This is a genomic window from Marisediminitalea sp., from assembly GCF_984433645.1.
Window position 1 is genome coordinate 1 of sequence record NZ_CFIDRX010000075.1, and the last position, 20114, is coordinate 20114.

Here is a 20114-nt window from a genome sequence, read left to right on the forward strand (position 1 = left end):
TTAGTGAAGAGTTTGGTTTCCGGGCAGAACTTACTGAAGATTATTTAGGCACCGGGCACGGTGGTTCACTGGCCATAAGTGGCGATATCGGTTTAGCCGATTTGGACTGGTTTTCTCGGATTGATGTAGTGGATAGCACCAAACGCTTGCTTGTTGGGCTCAAAAGGAAGTTTTAATAAGGACGTTTTCGTATGGTGTTGAGTGATGCAGGTAAAGGAATTTTGTTGTGTTTGCTAATGAGCTTTTACCAGCAGGCTCAGGCCAATGAAACGCCTAACAACACTTGTGGTTTCAGTGAAGCCGCCTGGGCGCTGGCATCGCTTATAATTGAAGATGAAGCCCAACAGCGTGCACAAATTCATTGTCATCCTCTACTGGCACAAGCAGTTGAAGACAAGGCTAGGATCATGGCGGACTACGGTATGGTACGGCACAATTTAGGTTGAAGCCGTTGCCGGAGGCTATTCAACTCCCAGCTCTGTAAGGAAAGCGTTCAAACAGTCCACGGCACATCGCCAACACTTACTTGGTGAATTGGATTTTTATCGGGAATAATAATATATCGGGGTAGGGTTCTTTAAGGATAACAACGCGCCACATGTGGAGTATTGGACAGTCTACTTAACAAAAGCGTCCAGTGACTCCGATGTACCCGCTTTCGACTGCATTCCGCAGAAAGGGGTCTTTTTTATCAGAGAGCCTGAAGTGGCCATACAGGTTTTCGAAGACACAACGGCGAATAAATAGAGACGTATCTATGACAATGGTCCCACATACTGCTCAAATGCGGGACCTTGTGCAGAGTCATTCAGAATTACTTCGCAGTGACTTGCGTAATCAACTGACCAGTGTACTCACCACTCGTGATGTAGCGATTAATGCTAGTGACGTTGTCACCGTATTGTTCTACAAACTCAACAATCGGCATACCGTTACATTCCACGTTACGAGCTACATAGTTACGCGTCAGGCCAAAATCTTTAATGGTTTTGTGTAACTTCAATTTCTTTCCTGATGCTGCCACAACACATATTTCACTGGTTACCGCGTCATCAGCAGCAACCAATTTGGTTTCAGCCTGTGCGAAGCCCATACCAGCAACACTAACACCAACAATCATTAATACTTTTGCAATAGCTTTCATCGTTTTTTCCTTTATATCCATTTAACGGGGGAGTCCCTTTAGCCAGAGCAACCACAGTGCCAACTTTTATTAATGTTAGTTATCAACCATTTAAACAAAAATACAAAGAAAACAGCGTTGAACAAAAACAGATCAAAACCAAAAAATGGCTAATTTGACCAAAATTTAGTATTGGCATTTCACGAGGGACAAGTGAAGAAAGTTAAAGAGAAATGTCTAGGGCGGAACACCCAAAAAAAGGCCCACAAAGATGTGGGCCAAACAGCAAGAACGCGTACACACTTTCAACAGTGCATACTTAGTATGGTCAGGGAGTACAAATAGATCAAAAAATAATTTACTTATTGTAATAATTTTTTAGTTTGTATGTATTATTCGCAATGTTGCAAATCAGAATAACTCGTATTATCGAACATTCACCGGCTTTGTTAGCCTTCTCCCTGAATGATTTTCAGTAATTCTGCGGCGGCAAGTGCATCGTCTAATGCTCTGTGGTGATTATCCAGCCGTATACCGAAATGCCGAGTTAACGCTTTTAACGAATAAGACGCCAAACCGGATTGGTGTTGTCGCATTCTTGCACAAGTACACAGTTTGGGTCTGCGGAAAGGTCGAGCTAAACGCGCGAACTCTTGTTTAATAAACCCATAGTCAAAATTCACATTGTGGGCAACAAACACACAGCCGCGAGTAAACGCATCAATATCGTCAGCAACGGCTTCAAACGGGGGTGCGTCGACGACCATATCATCACTTATGCCTGTTAACTGAGTAATGCGATACGGAATATGACGCATAGGATTGATCAAGCTCTGCCAACGGGCGACTTCTTCGCCGTTGATCATCTTTACCATGCCCACTTCGGTAATACGGTGCTGTGGTCCCTGACCGCCAGTGGTTTCAATATCGACCACAACATAGGGCTGCATAGGATCCTGATACCAGTTCACCTGGGTAATGCCTACATTGAAGCCTGTTTGTTTTAAGCGCTGTATCGTCACCAGTTGATTGCGACGGAGCTGATCTCCCGGCGCCTTTATTTCCTCAAACCAAAGGGTGTCGTTTTCAATCACCATGATATCCGGAAAACCATCACGAAGATTGGCGTAATCCTGGGTCATCATGCGCAGGAAGTTCGCCAGCCCCTGAATATCAACGTATTGCAAAAAGGTATGTATAGTATCCAGCAACCCCTGACGCCACATAAACACACTGTTTACCTTGCCGTAATGTGTGGTGGCTTGTTTCAGCAAATACGGGTAAAGCGTGTCAGGGCTATTACAGTACTCAGCTAAATGCGCTTCGATGTGTTCACCACAACGCGCGTAAAAATCGTTATGCCTTAACACCTGCGGACGGCGGTCAAATTCGCTGACCAGTCCAAACTCTCCATGTAACCAGTCCCAAAAGAATAATCCGAACAAGGTTCGCCATAGCGTGTTTTCGGTACGAAACGCTTGTTTATTCTCCCTGAGGTGTGTTTCTACTACGCCGTTCTCGACATCCTGAATATAGGATTCATCCAGAGAAATTACCCGGGTTGCCTCGCGAAGCATATCGGTGAGTACCGACGTGCGTTTACTGCCAAACTTGCGCTGGTAAAAATCTTCAGCAAAAGCCAGCAATGTGTCGGACGACGGATCATCGATAATCGCTTCAAGGGCCTCCTTTGCGGCGTCTTTATTGCCAGCTTTATAGGTTTCTCGTATCCACTTTTCCCTGGCATTGTCGCTGCCTGCCAGCTTCAGATACTCAAGTGCTTTGTGGTTATCTTCGGAAAGCCAGAACTGGCCCATTGCAAATAACAACCTGTCACGGTAATCATGACCAATAGCGCAGTAGACCGGCTTATCGACAACCGGTTCAAAGTTGCGCTTTTGTTCGGTGTTCAGCGACTTGAACTGCTGTAAGGCATTGGCGTAGTGATACGCGTTCACAGCAGCTTCGCGATGCTCAAAACGCACGCTGTCAGTGATGGCATCCTGCCGGGTTCGCATTACGCCCAGGTCACGCATGGAGAATTGATTCAGTCGCCCTCGGGTATGGCCAAAATACAAAAACAACAGGAACCGCAGAACAGGATCAAACTCGCAAAACAGGTATTGCGAATCCAGCTCGCCGGATTCGGTGATGGCGCCCTTTGAATACGCCTCAGTAAAGGTGTCCACCAGCACATTTTTCGACGCAGAGGCGGGCATCTTTATGCCATTTTCTAACAATAACTGATGCAAATGAGGCTTCGTGAGTACCTGCGAAATAGCGTAAGCACTGCCGTTTAAAACACCGCTAAACCAGTTTTGTTGTTGCAGTAAAAACAACGTATCGATAGGCGCCTGGATTTCCTGATACTGAAAGGTTTTCACCACCACAACGGCATATTTTCGACTGGCCGCTCTTGCAACAATGCACTGCGCGTTATCATCCAAGGCCTTAAAGCGATCAATAAAATCGAGGGCCTCATCGGTTAATAACACCCGATTCGCACCGTCAAAAAAGCTCAGAAATTCGTGAAAATGATCCAGATAGTACCGATCTGGCAGTGTTTTACGCATTGTTGTGTCCGCTAGCTACTAACATGTATAAATATACAGCAGTTTATGGTTAGCGACAAACCCTGACTTTTTGGCGGCTTACCCAGGCAAAATGCGCAGACAAAGTTGGGTCGCTAAGCAACAGTGGAAGGGTATTTAATTGCTTTGCCAATACCATTTCATTGTAGAACTTGTGAATGCCATTGTGGCACTGCCGGCAAACCATCACACCTGCCGCTAACTCCGCTTTGCTGAAGTGCTTTTTAAAGTGAGGCCGCCTGTGCATTTTACGCGGAATAAGGTGATGGAACGTAAGATATGTGGTTCTTCCACAACAGGCACAGGTATCGGCTTTTTGTTTCTTCACTTTTTTGCAATCCAACCTTTTTGCTGAGACGTAATTACAGTACGAATAAACACGTTACGGGGGTCAGCATGAGTTTAACCAACGCCACCACCTTTGAATGCCCATATTGCATGACGATTAACGATTTGGAAGTTGACGAAATGTACGACATCGATCAGACCCAAATTGTAGACTGCCAGATTTGTTGTCAGCCTATTGTCGTCACGGTCTCCAAAGTTGACGGTGAGCTTTCTGTGCAAGCCGACGTTGAGAATGAATAAACCATAAGGCGCAATTTTGAACCAGATTTATACCAGCGAAACCATTAACGATATGCCGCAGCGTTATCGTGCAAACTTCATTAACAGTCTGTCGGGCTACAAAAGTGCTAATCTTGTTGGTACCTGTAATGGCAGTCGTCACACCAACCTGGCCATCGTGACCTCAGTTTTTCACGTCGGTGCCAACCCGCCACTCATGGGTATGCTGATGCGACCCCACACAGTCACTCGCGACACCCTGGGCAATATCAAGGAACAGGGTTATTTCACAATAAATGCAGTACCAGTAAACCTATACGCACAAGCGCATCAGACTTCAGCAAGGTATACGCCCGAACAAAGCGAATTTGATCACTGCGGCTTCACCCCGCATTGGCAAGATGATTTTGCTGCACCTTTTGTGGCAGAGAGTCCCATGGCGATTGGGTTGCGATTAGAAACTATCCAAAAAATTGAGGCCAACCAGACAGAACTGGTAATCGGTCGGATAGAGCGCGTCTTACTGTGCGAACAAGCCGTTGAGGAAGACGGGACAATAGACATCAGTCAGCTATCGTTGGCCTGCGTCAGCGGCTTAGATACGTATCACCAGGCCTCTGGCTTAGCAAAAATGGCGTATGCAAAACCTGATAAAGCGCCAACTGCGCTGAAATTGTTTAATACAGATCAATAGTTGTCAGTTTTGCTCTTGGTAGATCCAAAAAAGACGCGTATAAGTAATAATAGTTAAAATAATAACAATGAACTGACCCGTGCTTTTGTACCCTAAAACCTGCCGCTGGCAGGTTTTGTCGTTTTAGGCACTGAATAAAAAAGAATCATTCTCGTTTACAAGCTGGAGTAAGTTTTTATGAAATCTGTCAACCGTCGCGACTTTCTTAAGCTGTCAGGCACGACTCTCATTGGAATGACATTAGGTGGCGTTGCACTGCGCGCCAATGCTCAGGAACACTTAAGTGAAGATGACGCAACCGCGAAAGCGTTAAAATATGTCAGTCAATCTACTGTAGAAGGTTCACAGTGTGGTAATTGTATGTACGTGCAAGGTGATGCAGCCGCCGAGTGGCGCCCTTGTGCAATTTTCCCAGGCAAACAAGTTAACACCAATGGCTGGTGTAGTGCGTGGGTGAAAAAGCCTGGCTAAAGGCGATGAACAACGAAAAAGCGGCTATCCAGCCGCTTTTTTTATGTTTAATTGTTACTGTGGTGATGTCACACCACTAAGCGAGGGTGCGTCAAAGCGAGTGGGGTAAAAACCCGGCGTTAAACGGAAAGGAGCAGCAGTTTCAATGGCTTTACCGACGCCCAGCACAGTGGCGTCGTCCCACTGACCTCCAATAATGCTGATGCCCACCGGCAAATCCCTTACTGCCCCCATAGGGATAGTTAAGTGGGGGTATCCCGCAATCGCCGCCATAAAGCCGATGCCCGCAAAGCCGTTAGGCGCATTGTCGCCATAAACAGGGTCGATAATAAAGGCAGGATTATTTGACGGTGCAATCAGCACATCCACATTGTACTGAGACAGGAGTTTATCTATGCCCTCGTCTCGCGTTGCGGTTCTGACCGTGTTTAACGCCATAGCATAGCGCTCGTCTTCAATGCCGCCGGTTTCTTCCGCCGCTATGAAAATAGACTGATCAAACAGTGCCATTTCCCGCTTGGATGAACGGTTAAACCCAATTAACTCCGTTAAGTTTGATACAGGCAGATTCGCCGGACTAGACAACAGATAGTGATTCAACGACGTTTTAAACTCAGCAAGTAACACTAAATACGCCTGAGACCAAAACCCGTCAGGCTGTGAATGCTCGTTAATTTCGACTAATTCAGCACCCGCGGACGCCAACTTGTCGAGGGTATCATCAAACACTGCAATCACTTGTTGGTCGTCGCCTTGACGCCATCTGACCACACCCACCCGAAGACCAGACAAGCTAACTTCAGTCTCTGCAAGCGAGGCGGAGCTGGGGCGATCTGCAAACACAGTTGCGTCATCACCTTTATCTTCACTGGCCATCACAGATACCATCAGTGCCGCATCCTCAACACTTCTTACCATAGGGCCAGCCGTATCCTGCGTATGCGAAATTGGCACAATATGGCGACGGGACACCAGCCCAACCGTTGGCTTAAAGCCAACAATACCGTTCATGGAAGACGGGCAAATAATAGAACCGTTGGTTTCAGTGCCCACCGCCAACGAAGCCAGCCCTGCAGCAATAGCCGCACCAGATCCCGAGGACGAGCCACAGGCTGTACGACTCAAAATATGTGGATTTCTAGTCAGTCCACCCACCGCACTCCAGCCACTGGTAGATTGTTCAGAACGAAAGTTTGCCCATTCCGACAAATTGGTTTTACCCAAAATAACAGCACCAGCATTGCGCAGATTCTCGGCTAGCGGAGAATCCCGGAACGTCTCATTTTTCAGTAATGCGACCGACCCGGCCGTCGTGGGTAACTCCTTTGACTCAATATTGTCTTTAAGCAGTACCGCAAGACCGTGCAGAGGGCCGAGGATTTCACCGCGTGCCCGTTTCGCATCAAGCGCTCTGGCTTCCTCAAGCGCATTGGGGTTTACAGACAAAACACTGTTAATCCCTGGTCCGCTTTTATCAATTGACGCAATACGGTCGAGGTACCCGGCAACTAACGCTTCGGACGTCAGAGCTCCCTCTTCCATGAGCTGCAGTTGTTCAGTTGCCGTAACAGACAGCCACTGCGGCTCTTCTTTTTTTTCTGTCGATGTGGCGCATGCTGAAAGCATACTCACCACTAAAATTAGCCCGCTTATTCTCATTGTCTTTCTCTTTTCTTGTACGGAAATTTATCTTATACCATCCCCTCAAACGCGCAATCCTTATTGGGATGATGAGGGTTTATTGGTAGACTAACGCCTGTCGCCGGGTGGCGACCTGTTTTATAGATAGTTTTCTATGGAGTGGATTACTATTTCCTCACTATCCGGCCCAAATGAGAAACAATATGCCCTGGCTACAACTTCGAATTGATACTTCTGCAGAACTGGCTGAACAGGTTGGCAACATGCTCGATGCCAATGGCGCTCAGGCCGTAACCTTTGTTGACGCCAAAGATACGCCCATGTACGAACCCAAGCCGGGGGAAGTTATGTTGTGGCCGGATACCCAGGTTGTCGGTTTATACGATGCCAGTGACGATATGCCCGCTATTATTAAACGTCTTGAAAAAGCCAGGATCCTGGGCGAAGGCTTTAAATATCGTCTTGAGCCACTGGAAGATAAAGATTGGGAACGCGAATGGATGGATAATTTCCACCCTATGCAGTTTGGCAACCGGTTGTGGATCTGTCCAAGCTGGCGGGATATCCCCGATCCAAACGCGGTAAACGTATTGCTTGATCCGGGTCTGGCGTTTGGTACCGGCACGCACCCTACCACCGCCATGTGTTTACGTTGGCTCGATGGTATCGATGTGGAAGGCAAAACCGTGGTCGATTTTGGCTGTGGCTCCGGCATTCTGGCCATTGCAGCATTAAAGCTGGGCGCAAAAAAGGTCATTGGTATCGACATTGACCCTCAGGCTTTGCAAGCGTCTATGGATAATGCCCAACGCAACCAGGTAGACGACCGATTATCAGTGTACTTACCGGAAAACCAACCCACACTGCAAGCCGATATCGTGATGGCCAATATCCTCTCCGGACCACTTATTGAACTACAGAATGTGATTACCGGCTACTGTAAGCCCGGTGGTTTATTAGTGCTTTCTGGTATATTGGCTGAACAAATTCCACGCATCGAGGCCGCCTACGGCCGCGACTTCAATTTAGACGAAAGTGTAACAGATCAAGAATGGGCGCGGGTTTCAGGGCAACGACAGTCATAATCTTTAAGATTCTGTAAAATTAATGCAAGCAGTTCGGTGTAATCGCGCCGTAACCCCGTTGACACAAAATTGAAATCTTTTTGTCAAGACTAAGAACACAAATTTTGTGTGATTTTTAGCCTTTTCAAGCCCAAAGAAAACGCGTACACTTAGCGCCCCGTTTCGGACAGGTGGTTATTTTCTGCGCAGAGTTTGAGTGTTATTTATGCGAATTGGTCAGTACACGCTAGACAACAACTTAATGCTTGCGCCTATGGCTGGTGTCACGGACAGGCCGTTCAGGCAACTGTGTCGACGGCTGGGTGCGGGACTTGCTGTGTCAGAAATGCTCAGCAGTAATCCACGGGTATGGCATACCGCCAAATCCATGTTACGCATGGATCACAGCGGTGAGACCGGGGTACGTTCAGTACAAATTGCAGGGGCAGATCCTGCATTAATGGCTGACGCAGCCCGACTCAATGTCGATAACGGTGCACAAATCATCGATATCAACATGGGATGCCCGGCCAAAAAGGTCAATAAGAAACACGCTGGATCAGCACTGTTACAGTACCCTGATTTAGTGGAGTCGATTGTTAAAGCCGTGGTAGACGCCGTGGATGTACCGGTCACATTAAAAATAAGAACCGGTTGGAACACAGATAATCGCAATGGGGTCGACATCGCCCGCATTGCACAAGAAAACGGCATACAGTCTCTGGCCGTACATGGACGCACCAGAGCTTGTATGTATAAAGGTGAAGCCGAATACAACACGATCCGCGCAATTAAGCAGGCCGTGTCTATTCCGGTTGTGGCCAATGGCGACATTACTTCACCACAAAAAGCCAGGGACGTACTGAATTATACCGGGGCCGATGCGTTGATGATTGGCCGTGGTGCACAAGGTAACCCTTGGATTTTCAGAGAAGTTGACCACTTCCTGAAAACCGGTGACCTCCTGGCACCGCCGTCGTTGCAGGAGCAACATGCGGTATTAAAGGAACACGTGGCAGCTGTTCATGATTTTTATGGTGATGAACAAGGTGTCCGTATCGCCCGCAAACACGTGGGGTGGTATTTATCGGAACACGATAAGGAACGTCAATTCCGCAAAACGTTTAATGCACTGGAGCTAACCTGTGAACAGCTTAGTGCCATTGACGACTATTTTAGCGCGCTGCAATCTGGTGAGAGCCGACAGATCTCCCCGGCAGCTTAAGACTGATTAACAAAAGAGCAAGAAAGTATTATGTTCGATCAAAATGTAACTTCTCCTTTTACTACTACAGTAACAACACCGTCGCAAACTCAGGCACAAAAGCCTCTGCGCGATTCAGTTAAGCAAGCGGTAAACAAATACCTGAAGCAACTGGACAACACTAACATCGACAATCTGTATGAATTGGTGTTAGCGGAAGTCGAAGCCCCTTTATTGGAAGAAGTTATGACTTTCACCCGCGGTAACCAGACTCGCGCTGCCATCATGATGGGCATCAACCGCGGCACGCTGCGCAAGAAATTAAAGCAGTATGGTATGAACTAAGACTGCACTGGGCTTAGCCCAACAAAGAGCACCTTCTGGTGCTCTTTTTGTTTTCACGCAGTGAGCCAAAGTCCTGGCGGTTTATTACACTTACTGCGTTATCTACAAGGATAGATGTCAGGCAACAGAACAACCCTTTTGATTAACCTCCGTCGAAGCAAGATACCACTATGGATACACCAAAACCGATTAAACGCGCACTGTTAAGTGTGTCAGACAAGACCGGCATTGTTGAGTTCGCCAAAGCTCTTCACGATGCAGGCGTAGAACTGTTGTCTACTGGCGGCACCGCCAAACTGCTGGCCGAACAGGGCCTGCCTGTTATTGAAGTATCAAACTACACCGGTCACCCGGAAATCATGGACGGACGCGTGAAAACCCTTCACCCGAAAATCCACGGTGGTATTCTGGCACGCCGCGGCACCGACGAAGCGGTTATGGCCGAAAACAACATCGGCCCAATCGACCTGGTCGCCGTTAACCTGTATCCGTTTGCGGCTACAGTTGCTAAAGAAGACTGTACGCTGGAAGACGCCATCGAGAATATCGATATCGGCGGTCCGACGATGGTGCGTGCAGCAGCGAAAAACCACAAAGACGTGACCATTGTTGTGAACGCAGGCGATTACACCCGCGTATTGTCAGAAATGGAAAGCAATGCGGGATCTCTGACCTACAACACCCGTTTCGACCTGGCGATTAAAGCCTTTGAGCACACTGCTGAGTACGACGGCATGATTGCCAACTACTTCGGTGCACGTCTTGAATCAACCGATTGTGCAGAAGACTGCGGCCACGATCACAGTGAGTTCCCGCGCACTTACAACGTACAAATGACCAAGAAACAAGACCTGCGTTACGGCGAAAACAGCCACCAGTCTGCGGCGTTTTATGTTGAAAACAACGTACAGGAAGCGTCTGTTGCTACGGCCACGCAGTTAAACGGTAAAGAACTGTCGTTCAACAATATTGCTGATACTGACGCCGCTCTCGAGTGCGTAAAAGAGTTCGTGGAACCGGCTTGTGTTATTGTTAAGCACGCCAACCCATGTGGTGTAGCGCTGGGTGAAAACATCCTGGAAGCATACGACCGCGCTTTCAAAACTGACCCAACGTCAGCGTTCGGCGGCATTATCGCGTTTAACCGCGAGCTGGATGCCACGACTGCCCAAGCCATCATTGACCGTCAGTTTGTTGAAGTGATCATAGCCCCAAGCGTGTCTGATCAGGCGGCTGAGATTGTTGCAACTAAGAAAAACGTACGTCTGCTTGCTTGCGGCGACTGGCAAGGTCAGCTGACTGACGGCTACGACTTCAAACGCGTTAACGGCGGCTTGCTGGTGCAAGAGCGCGACTTCGGCATGGTCGACATGGAAGACCTGCAGGTGGTGACGAAAGTTCAGCCTACCGAAGCTCAGTTGCGCGACCTGATGTTCTGCTGGAAAGTAGCGAAATACGTGAAATCTAACGCTATCGTTTACTGCAAAGACAGCATGACGATCGGCGTGGGCGCAGGCCAGATGAGCCGCGTTTACTCAGCGAAGATTGCCGGTATTAAAGCCGCCGATGAAGGCCTGGAAGTGGCCGGTTCTGTTATGGCCTCTGACGCTTTCTTCCCATTCCGTGACGGTATTGATGCCGCTGCTGAAGCGGGTATTAAAGCCGTTATCCAGCCAGGCGGCTCAATGCGCGACGACGAAGTGATTGCCGCAGCTGACGAGCACGGCATTGCGATGGTATTTACTGGCATGCGTCATTTCCGCCACTAAGCGATGATTTGCGTTAGCCTGACATCACGAATGTTAATATTCTGTGTTAGGCTAACGGCATAATCACGACAGAAAGGAAATCCCATGCGTAAATCAGCGTTGTTGTTACTAGCGAGTTTGTTATCGTCACCTGTGCTTACCGTTCAGGCTGATGCAGTTGCCGATGCGGCGGCCAGCGAGCACCGTTCAGCCAAAGCAAAACTGCGTGACGAGTATCGTCACCCTCAGCAGACTCTGCGATTCTTTGACGTTCAACCTACGATGACTGTAGTAGAAATCAGCCCGGGCGGCGGTTGGTATACCGACATCCTGGCACCATTGTTAAAAGACAACGGCAAACTGGTAGCTGCGCACTTCTTTGTAGACGACGACAGCCCGGGTTACTACCAGCGTTCGCTGGCCGCGTTCAAAGACAAAATGGCGAACCACGCCCCCTACAGCAACATTGAACTGACTGCTTTTCACCCGGTTAAAGCCTTAACGGTGGCTGAAGCAGGCTCAGCCGATCGCGTGCTGACGTTCAGAAACGTACACAACTGGTATATGGCCGCCAAAGATGACGGCGTGCTGAATGCCATGACCGCATTTTACAACGCACTGAAACCCGGCGGCATGCTGGGCGTGGTGGATCACCGTTTACCGGAAACCGCCAGCGATGACACCATGGAGTCCTCAGGCTACATGAAGCAATCGTACGTAATTAAAATGGCTGAAAAAGCTGGTTTCAAACTGGTCGCCAGCAGCGAAGTAAATGCGAACCCACTTGATACTGCGGCACACCCTCGCGGTGTATGGACATTACCTCCATCACTGCGTTTAGGGGAAGATAACCAGGCCCATTATCTGGCCATTGGTGAAAGTGACCGCATGACCCTGAAATTTGTTAAACCTGATTAACTAACGGAATCTACTCAATGAAGGTACTTGTGATTGGCGGCGGTGGCCGCGAACATGCGTTAGCCTGGAAAGCGTCTCAATCTGCTGGTGTAACCGATGTCTTTGTGGCACCGGGTAACGCAGGCACAGCCATTGAAGACAAGCTGACTAACGTGGATATCTCTGCCACTGACGTAAGCGCTTTGGTCGCGTTTGCCAAAGACAACCAGATTGATTTAACCATTGTAGGCCCCGAAGCGCCGCTGGTTATTGGTGTGGTTGATGCGTTCCAGGCTGAAGGCCTGACTATCTTTGGCCCTAGCAAAGGCGCTGCGCAGCTGGAAGGCTCAAAAGCGTTTACCAAAGACTTCCTCGCCCGTCACAACATTCCGACTGCTGAGTACCAAAACTTCACCGAGATCGAGCCGGCTTTGGCCTACGTTCGTGAAAAAGGTGCGCCGATCGTGGTTAAAGCCGACGGCCTGGCGGCTGGTAAAGGCGTCATCGTGGCGATGACCTTGCAGGAAGCGGAAGACGCTATTCGCGATATGCTGGCTGGCAACGCCTTTGGCGACGCAGGCAGCCGTGTTGTTATTGAAGAGTTCCTGGACGGCGAAGAAGCTTCTTTCATCGTCATGGTAGACGGTAAAGACGTAGCGGCCTTCGCAACCAGTCAGGACCACAAACGTGCCGGCGACGGCGACTCAGGCCCCAACACCGGCGGCATGGGCGCCTATTCACCTGCCCCGGTAGTGACGCCTGACATCCACCAGCGCATTATGGATGAAGTGATCAACCCTACTGTTGCCGGTATGGCTGCAGAAGGCTACCCCTATGTAGGCTTCTTGTATGCAGGTCTGATGATCATGGAAGACGGCACGCCTAAGGTAATTGAGTACAACTGCCGCTTTGGCGATCCGGAAACTCAGCCGATCATGTTGCGTTTACAATCTGATCTGGTGGCACTGTGCCTGAAAGCCTGTAAAGGCGAATTGGCCGGTACCCACATCGACTTTGACCCACGTGCATCTGTTGGCGTGGTGTTGGCCGCAGGTGGTTACCCGGGTGATTATGCAAAAGGGAAAGTTATCAACGGTCTGGATGACGCCGCCAAACTTGACGGTAAAGTATTCCACGCAGGTACTGCATTAAACGGTGATGACGTTGTCACCAGCGGCGGGCGTGTTTTGTGCGCTACGGCACTAGGGAACAGCGTAACTGAAGCCCAACAACAAGCCTATGTGTTAACCAAGGCGATTGACTGGGAAGACGTATACTACCGCAACGACATTGCTTACCGCGCTATTGCCCGCGAAAACAGCTAATCGTTTCTAAACGCCAACCCTGTTAATTTGCAGGGTTGGCTGTTTCTACCACTTCTCAAATTACCCCATTTGACTGACGCTTTTCACCACCGCAGTGACTCGTTTTTTCTTATTTGGAACTTTTAGTTAAGTTGCACAGACTTACTACAGTAATTATATAAAGCAAGGATCGCTGCAGTCGTAACTGAAGTATCAGCTTTCCTGTATCAGTTAGTCTTTAATCAAGGAATGGTTATGCGATTAAAAACGCTCCTTTTCAGTAGCCCCCTACTCTTGTCTTTTTCCAGTGTCGCGGCACAAAACGAAGTGACTTTCGGCATTGGCGATTTACAGGATTACACCTCGCCCTTTTTCGGCTTGCAATACAAACGCTACTTCAGTGATGTTCCCACAGACAATCAACCACATCTGATTTCGCCCTACCTGAACAAAATCAACAGCGCCTACGGACGCTACTTCACCACCGATATTTATGACTTTTACCAGGCTGGCGGCGAGTGGTTTATTGATGACAAATGGGTGGTTAACGCGGATTTACGTTACGTTGACTACGACAGAACAATCACCACAACCTATGCAACCGCCGACATCGATGTGGGCTATTTCATCTCTACAGAATGGCAGGTAGGGGTGGGCAATTATTATCAATACAGAGAGTACAACGACATCTATTTCAATGGTGAGGTCTATTTATACGATGGTACATACTCGATAAATCGCAATAACCTGAAAGCGTTCACCCGCTACACCAATATTACCGATGGCAGCGGCTGGGATATTGGCGCTGAAGTGATCTTTTCCGGCTCACTTCGCACCACAGTGGATGCGAGGTACTTCTTTAATCAGGATGTAAGTCTGAACCTTACCTACCTGATGAAAGAAGACGAATCGGATTACCGTTATGAAGAAGGTGATGTCGCAGAGCTCACATTGGATTACTGGTTTACACGCAACTTTTCATTGCAGGTTGGCGCCGGTGCTCGCATAGGCGGGGATGACGACGGCCTGGCAACAGTAACGCTGACAACCAGCTACCGTTTCTAACAACCAATAAGGCAGGTAAGCAAACCAATGCATACCTGCCAACAATAGCCTAAACCGGTTCAACAGCCTTCTTACGGAACCGGTTAAGCATATTCCCGGTTAACGCCCATACCATTACGCCAGACCACGCGATAAGGGAAAAGCCCGCTGGTACACAGGCAAGGAGAATTAATTTAAATTGTTTTCGATTAAACACCAATGCCACTAACGCGGGAAGAAACCACGTCAATAAAACCAATGCTCCCACTACCATTAGCAACATGGGGTCGGTGGTTGCAAAAAATTGCGATAGCGCGCCCATTTACCTGTCCTTTAAGCGATACATTCAGGTATACAGTCCTGGTATTGGAAAAAAGATTACAAAAAAGCGCATTTAATTTTGTATATCGCTGCCCTCGGCAACTCGTCAACTCCTGTAAAGATCGTTTCTGACTATTTCAAACCTTAATGCAAATCAAGGTTTGCATGTTGATGTCTTGCCTTCACGCTACTTCGGGCGCTAAGGTAGTCATTCCAACAGGAAGTACTATGACTCAATACTCACCGACAGCACGCCTATACCACATACTGGAGCCCGCCCAAAAGGGCGATACGCCCAGTCGTGTGTTCGACCTGCTGTTAATAGCGCTAATTCTGCTGAATGCATTTGCAGTGATGATGTCTACGGTGCACAGCTTTCATCTGCAATGGGCCGAGCCCTTGTATTGGTTTGAAGTGTTCTCGGTTGGGGTTTTTACACTGGAATATGTATGCCGCGTGTGGAGCTGTGTGCATGCGCCACATACCAAAATATATCGCCAGGCTCCCTACACCGCGCAGTGGCAACAACGGCTGCGCTACCTGTTTACCCCGATGGCGCTAATCGATTTACTTGCCATTTTGCCATTCTACCTGAGTATGTTCTTTGTCTTTGATTTGCGGATTTTACGACTGCTGCGTTTAACTCGTTTAATTAAACTGGGCCGTTATTCCCGTTCAGTAAACCTGTTGCTTACCGTCATTCGCAAAGAAGCCCGGGTGCTGTTTGCCGCAGTGTCGGTACTGATTATTGTGATGGTCCTGTCTGCTACCGGTATGTATTACATTGAACAGCACGCACAACCCAATGCTTTTGGTAGCATCCCCGCGGCATTGTGGTGGGCCATCAACACGCTGACCACGGTAGGTTACGGTGACGTGACGCCCATCACGCCGCTGGGCAAGCTATTTTCTGGCATTATTACTATTTTAGGTGTCGGTATTTTTGCACTTCCGGCCGGTATTTTAGCCGCCAGGTTGTCAGAACTTAGCCGGGTGCGCAGAGATACTTTCCGCAAACACGTATTGGAAGTCATGGAAGATGGCAGCCTGACGCCGCACGAGTTGGGCCGTTTAAATCAGCTGCGCGAAGCACTGGATTTAGACGATGAACAGGCCAATCTGCTCATTGATCTGGCGGTGGAAAACACCCGCCAAACCGGGGGAGCGCAGGGCGTAAACTTCTGCCCCCACTGTGGCAAGTCCCTTGTTTCACACCTGACACCAAAAGAGGATGACGCTTGATTATTCTGCTCGCACAGCATATAACTAGGGTCTGGTTTTCTCGCATTGAGACAGCGCTCCCTTATTTTTCATCAAGGTCGCAGTGCGTCCAATTAACAAAGAATTGTCATGTCGGTTAAACATCCCATTATAGCGATAACAGGTTCTTCCGGTGCGGGTACCACTACCACCACCAATGCCATTCGTCACATTTTTCGCAATTTAAATATTGATGCCGCCTACGTAGGTGGAGACAGCTTTCACCGCTTTACCCGCCCTGAAATGGAAGTCGAAATTCGCAAAGCTCAGGAGCAGGGCCGGCACATTAGCTACTTTGGCCCGAAAGCAAACGACTTTGCATTACTGGAAACCCTGTTCCAGCAATACGGTGACGACGGTAGCGGCAAGTTTCGACAATACCTGCACACCTTCGACGATGCGGTACCGTTTAACCAAATGCCAGGCACGTTTACGCCCTGGCAGGAATTACCTGCCAACACCGACTTATTGTTCTACGAAGGGCTGCACGGCGGCGTAAAAACCGAAGATATTGATGTAGCCAAACACGTGGACCTGCTGGTTGGCATGGTACCCATCGTAAACCTGGAGTGGATTCAGAAGATTGTACGGGACACCACCGACCGCGGGCATTCACGCGAAGCCGTAATGAGCAGCATTGTGCGAGGTCTGGACGACTACTTCCATTACATCACACCGCAGTTTTCTCGTACTCACGTGAATTTCCAGCGCGTACCTACCGTTGACACATCGAACCCATTCAGCGCGCGGGAAATCCCAACGCAAGACGAAAGCTTTGTGGTAGTTCGTTTTCGCCGCGAAATGAAAAACGTCAACTTCCCGTATTTACTGCAAATGATCGACGGCTCGTTCATGTCGCGGATTAATACGCTGGTTGTGCCGGGTGGCAAAATGGGTCTGGCTATGGAGTTAATATTAACCCCGTTAATCGAAGATCTCATGAAGCGTAAGCAGAAGCGTGGCTATCAAATGGACTGGGTTCAGTAACAATTCAAACATATATTTAACACGCTGATTACATTGACTTTCTTTAGTATTAAGACCAAGGTCATGCATTCGTTAAATGAATAGCTGATATACCTCAAAACACGTCCGGTTGGGCGTGTTTTCACTTTACTCAACACACCACAACCCTACAATATCGCCACTGTTATTGTGGTGAAATCGTTATGCTCGATACTGTCCTTATTCTCCTCGCCGCCCTGGCTCTGCTAGGCGTTATGTTCGAAGAAGTTTTACACGTCAACAAAGCCAAAATTACGCTGTTTTTTGGCACCCTTGCCTGGATGCTGCTGTTTATGTCGTCCTCTGGCCCCGAGCAAACTGAACACATTAACGAAGGGCTGCTGCATAACATTACGGAAATCTCAACGCTCTGGCTGTTCCTGGTAGCGGCCATGACGTTTGTGGCCTACCTCAACCGAAAAGGCTTGATTGCCAACATGCTCAATTTGGTGATGCCATCGCAAATATCACTTAAAAAACTGATGTTTATCACTGCGCTGTTCAGCTTTTGCTTCTCGTCTCTGGCCGACAACATTACTGCTACCCTGGTATCGATAGCCATGGTGCTGTCTCTGGGCTTACCGCTCAATCAAACCCTGCGTTTTGCCGTGCTGGTTGTATTTTCGGTAAACTCCGGCGGGGTTTCGCTGATCACCGGCGATGTCACCACGCTGATGATATTTATGCAGCACAAGGTCACTATTACTCAACTGTTCTGGTTACTCGTCCCGTCGTTTTTGGCAGTCATGCTGCTGGCCACCTTGTTGAGTACCGGCATGAGCGGTGTGGTTAAAATTCGTAAAACGCAGCACGACACCAGCCGTATCGACTATGTGATTGCCGGTATTTTCCTGGCCACAATCCTGTTCACCCTAATCCTGAACGTCTTGTTTTCTATTCCCCCTATGCTGAGTTTTCTGGCTGGCATGGCCATTATGTTTCTGGTGGCGAATTCACTGGGCGATGACGACGACCAGGACCCGATCCTGGACTATATTCGCTACATCGAGTTCGACACCCTGCTGTTCTTCCTGGGGGTGTTATTACTGGTAGGCATGCTGGAGCACATCGAAGCATTACATTCCTTGCTTTATCTTTACGAGATGTTTCCGCCTACGGTGGCCAACTACATCATGGGCGCATTGTCAGCGTTAATCGACAACGTGCCGCTGACCGCCGCATTGCTTAAAGCCAATATCACCATGACCGTGAGCGAATGGATGCTGCTGACCTATGCTGTAGGTGTGGGCGGCTCCCTGCTGATCATCGGCTCTGCAGCAGGTATTGTTGCCATGAGCAAAGTACAGGGCTTGAGCTTCGCGCGTTATGGCAAGTACTTTGTACTGCTACTGGTTGCTTACTCTCTGGGTTACGCCCTGGTGTACGGGGTGGCCACTTATATTATGCCGGTTGCCTGACACGCTTTGTAACAATCCACATTTCGCTGAAACATCTGGGCACTTTTGTCTTGCTGCACTTAGGGTTATAGTTGCAACGAGTACATTAGTAATTGGGGCCGGCAATGGGTCAGGAAACATCAAAAATATTGGTTGTCGACGACGACATGCGCTTGCGCAGTCTGTTGGAACGCTATTTGGTAGAACAGGGATTTCAGGTTCGCAGTGCCGCCAACTCTGAACAGATGGACCGTCTATTAGAGCGCGAGAACTTTCACCTGATGGTTCTGGATCTCATGTTACCGGGCGAGGACGGCTTATCCATATGCCGACGCCTGCGACAGGCCGAAAGTAAAATGCCCATTATTATGCTGACCGCCAAGGGCGACGAGGTAGACCGAATCATTGGTCTTGAAATGGGCGCCGATGACTACCTGCCAAAACCTTTTAACCCCCGTGAATTGTTAGCCAGAGCACGTGCAGTGCTGCGTCGCCAAACCATTGAGGCACCCGGCGCGCCTTCGCTGGAAGAACAGATCGTTGAGTTTGGCGAATACCGCCTGAATCTTGCCACCCGTGAAATGACCGCCGATGGTAAACCGCTGTCGCTGACCAGTGGCGAGTTTGCCGTACTGAAATCGCTGGTTACTCACCCACGCGAACCCTTGTCGCGCGACAAACTCATGAATCTGGCGCGTGGCCGTGATTACAGTGCGCTGGAGCGCAGCATCGACGTGCAGGTTTCGCGCCTGCGCCGCATGTTAGAGAAAGACCCTGCCAGCCCACGGTATATTCAGACCGTTTGGGGTCTGGGCTATGTGTTCGTGCCTGATGGCGAAGCGGTATAAGTTACCTACCCAGTGAGACTACTTCCTAAAAGTGCCTTCGGGCAAACGGTGATGTTGATTGGCGTACTGTTGCTGATCAACCAGGTAGTCTCATACCTGTCGGTTACCCTATATTTTATTCGCCCCAGCTATGAGCAAATCAACAGCCTGATAGCAACCCAGGCAGCGACGCTAAAAACCCAGCGTGCACTGGTGACTGACCCGGGCTACATCGATAAGCTCAGTGCCAACACGGGCATTGAGTTTTTCAGCTTTCAGCAAGCGCAAACAGAAGAACTGGGGCAGGCCACCTTCTATAAATTTATGTCTGATCAGGTAAGTCAGCAACTGGGTGAAAAAGCCGAAGTGCGCATCAGTACGCCGTTACTTACCGAGCAAGACACCCCGTATTATGTTTGGTTGAATATAGAAAGCCTGCCGGACATGTGGATCCGCATGCCAGTGTACGGACTCAGCGACGCTAATATCTTCCCGCTTACTCTTTATTTGCTGCTTATTGGAATTTTGAGTGTGGGTGGCGGCTGGCTATTTGTACTGCGGCTGAACCGCCCGTTAAGTGCCTTACAACGCGCCGCAATGAAGGTTGGTCG

The 20114-nt window shown here is 49.0% G+C and carries 21 protein-coding genes; 16 read left to right on the forward strand and 5 right to left on the reverse strand.

What is annotated here, in order from left to right:
- The first annotated feature begins 191 nt into the window (after nucleotides 1-191).
- The gene (locus tag AC4MRN_RS11090) at nucleotides 192-446 is read left to right on the forward strand and encodes a hypothetical protein (RefSeq protein WP_491203308.1); all 255 of its coding nucleotides are present in this window, start codon (nucleotides 192-194) and stop codon (nucleotides 444-446) included.
- A gap of 368 nt (nucleotides 447-814) precedes the next feature.
- Here the strand turns inward: AC4MRN_RS11090 and AC4MRN_RS11095 are convergent, their stop codons facing one another.
- The 3 genes from AC4MRN_RS11095 to AC4MRN_RS11105 form a co-directional block, all read right to left on the reverse strand.
- Nucleotides 815-1144, reverse strand: coding sequence for a DUF3718 domain-containing protein (locus AC4MRN_RS11095; RefSeq protein WP_073317878.1), 330 nt, complete (start codon nucleotides 1142-1144; stop codon nucleotides 815-817).
- Between the two features lie 428 nt (nucleotides 1145-1572).
- A complete protein-coding gene (locus tag AC4MRN_RS11100; RefSeq protein ID WP_491203309.1) occupies nucleotides 1573-3696 on the reverse strand; it encodes an exonuclease domain-containing protein in 2124 nt (707 codons plus the stop codon).
- 49 nt (nucleotides 3697-3745) lie between these two features.
- Nucleotides 3746-4042 carry a hypothetical protein gene (locus tag AC4MRN_RS11105; protein ID WP_155016380.1) on the reverse strand — a complete coding sequence of 99 codons (297 nt, stop codon included), beginning with the start codon at nucleotides 4040-4042 and terminating at the stop codon, nucleotides 3746-3748.
- A 68-nt stretch (nucleotides 4043-4110) separates the two neighbouring features.
- Here AC4MRN_RS11105 and AC4MRN_RS11110 point away from each other — a divergent pair, with 68 nt between their 5' ends.
- The 3 genes from AC4MRN_RS11110 to AC4MRN_RS11120 all read left to right on the forward strand — a co-directional run bounded on the left by AC4MRN_RS11110 (nucleotide 4111) and on the right by AC4MRN_RS11120 (nucleotide 5446).
- On the forward strand, nucleotides 4111-4302 hold the full coding sequence (locus AC4MRN_RS11110; RefSeq protein WP_155016381.1) for a zinc ribbon domain-containing protein: 192 nt from the start codon (nucleotides 4111-4113) through the stop codon (nucleotides 4300-4302).
- Between the two features lie 16 nt (nucleotides 4303-4318).
- The gene (locus AC4MRN_RS11115) at nucleotides 4319-4975 is read left to right on the forward strand and encodes a flavin reductase family protein (protein ID WP_491203310.1); all 657 of its coding nucleotides are present in this window, start codon (nucleotides 4319-4321) and stop codon (nucleotides 4973-4975) included.
- A 177-nt stretch (nucleotides 4976-5152) separates the two neighbouring features.
- Nucleotides 5153-5446, forward strand: coding sequence for a high-potential iron-sulfur protein (locus AC4MRN_RS11120; protein ID WP_073317888.1), 294 nt, complete (start codon nucleotides 5153-5155; stop codon nucleotides 5444-5446).
- Nucleotides 5447-5500: 54 nt separating this feature from the next.
- Here AC4MRN_RS11120 and AC4MRN_RS11125 read toward each other — a convergent pair whose 3' ends face one another.
- Nucleotides 5501-7105 carry an amidase gene (locus AC4MRN_RS11125; RefSeq protein WP_491203311.1) on the reverse strand — a complete coding sequence of 535 codons (1605 nt, stop codon included), beginning with the start codon at nucleotides 7103-7105 and terminating at the stop codon, nucleotides 5501-5503.
- 185 nt (nucleotides 7106-7290) lie between these two features.
- Between AC4MRN_RS11125 and prmA the strand changes: the two genes are divergently transcribed.
- The 7 genes from prmA to AC4MRN_RS11160 all read left to right on the forward strand — a co-directional run bounded on the left by prmA (nucleotide 7291) and on the right by AC4MRN_RS11160 (nucleotide 14714).
- Nucleotides 7291-8172 (forward strand): 50S ribosomal protein L11 methyltransferase, encoded by an 882-nt coding sequence (gene prmA, locus AC4MRN_RS11130; RefSeq protein ID WP_073318690.1) that lies wholly within the window; start codon nucleotides 7291-7293, stop codon nucleotides 8170-8172.
- Nucleotides 8173-8377: 205 nt separating this feature from the next.
- Complete coding sequence (gene dusB / locus AC4MRN_RS11135) at nucleotides 8378-9376, forward strand: tRNA dihydrouridine synthase DusB (protein ID WP_073317894.1); 999 nt, start codon at nucleotides 8378-8380, stop codon at nucleotides 9374-9376.
- A 30-nt stretch (nucleotides 9377-9406) separates the two neighbouring features.
- Nucleotides 9407-9700 (forward strand): DNA-binding transcriptional regulator Fis, encoded by a 294-nt coding sequence (fis, locus tag AC4MRN_RS11140; RefSeq protein WP_073317897.1) that lies wholly within the window; start codon nucleotides 9407-9409, stop codon nucleotides 9698-9700.
- Nucleotides 9701-9870: 170 nt separating this feature from the next.
- Nucleotides 9871-11469: a bifunctional phosphoribosylaminoimidazolecarboxamide formyltransferase/IMP cyclohydrolase gene (purH, locus tag AC4MRN_RS11145; protein WP_491203312.1), complete on the forward strand. Its 1599-nt coding sequence runs from the start codon at nucleotides 9871-9873 to the stop codon at nucleotides 11467-11469.
- Nucleotides 11470-11553: 84 nt separating this feature from the next.
- Nucleotides 11554-12366, forward strand: coding sequence for a class I SAM-dependent methyltransferase (locus AC4MRN_RS11150; protein ID WP_491203313.1), 813 nt, complete (start codon nucleotides 11554-11556; stop codon nucleotides 12364-12366).
- Between the two features lie 17 nt (nucleotides 12367-12383).
- Nucleotides 12384-13670: a phosphoribosylamine--glycine ligase gene (gene purD / locus AC4MRN_RS11155; RefSeq protein ID WP_155016386.1), complete on the forward strand. Its 1287-nt coding sequence runs from the start codon at nucleotides 12384-12386 to the stop codon at nucleotides 13668-13670.
- Between the two features lie 234 nt (nucleotides 13671-13904).
- Nucleotides 13905-14714, forward strand: coding sequence for a hypothetical protein (locus AC4MRN_RS11160; RefSeq protein ID WP_491203314.1), 810 nt, complete (start codon nucleotides 13905-13907; stop codon nucleotides 14712-14714).
- A gap of 49 nt (nucleotides 14715-14763) precedes the next feature.
- Here the strand turns inward: AC4MRN_RS11160 and AC4MRN_RS11165 are convergent, their stop codons facing one another.
- Nucleotides 14764-15015 carry a superinfection immunity protein gene (locus AC4MRN_RS11165; protein ID WP_491203315.1) on the reverse strand — a complete coding sequence of 84 codons (252 nt, stop codon included), beginning with the start codon at nucleotides 15013-15015 and terminating at the stop codon, nucleotides 14764-14766.
- A gap of 227 nt (nucleotides 15016-15242) precedes the next feature.
- Between AC4MRN_RS11165 and AC4MRN_RS11170 the strand changes: the two genes are divergently transcribed.
- The 5 genes from AC4MRN_RS11170 to AC4MRN_RS11190 form a co-directional block, all read left to right on the forward strand.
- Complete coding sequence (locus AC4MRN_RS11170) at nucleotides 15243-16256, forward strand: potassium channel family protein (RefSeq protein WP_491203316.1); 1014 nt, start codon at nucleotides 15243-15245, stop codon at nucleotides 16254-16256.
- A gap of 108 nt (nucleotides 16257-16364) precedes the next feature.
- Nucleotides 16365-17261: a phosphoribulokinase gene (locus tag AC4MRN_RS11175; protein WP_073317918.1), complete on the forward strand. Its 897-nt coding sequence runs from the start codon at nucleotides 16365-16367 to the stop codon at nucleotides 17259-17261.
- Nucleotides 17262-17443: 182 nt separating this feature from the next.
- Nucleotides 17444-18697 carry an ArsB/NhaD family transporter gene (locus AC4MRN_RS11180; RefSeq protein ID WP_073317921.1) on the forward strand — a complete coding sequence of 418 codons (1254 nt, stop codon included), beginning with the start codon at nucleotides 17444-17446 and terminating at the stop codon, nucleotides 18695-18697.
- 104 nt (nucleotides 18698-18801) lie between these two features.
- Nucleotides 18802-19524: an osmolarity response regulator transcription factor OmpR gene (gene ompR, locus AC4MRN_RS11185; RefSeq protein ID WP_073317924.1), complete on the forward strand. Its 723-nt coding sequence runs from the start codon at nucleotides 18802-18804 to the stop codon at nucleotides 19522-19524.
- A gap of 12 nt (nucleotides 19525-19536) precedes the next feature.
- The coding region (locus AC4MRN_RS11190) for a two-component system sensor histidine kinase family protein (protein ID WP_491203317.1) at nucleotides 19537-20114 on the forward strand (578 nt) is incomplete at its 3' end.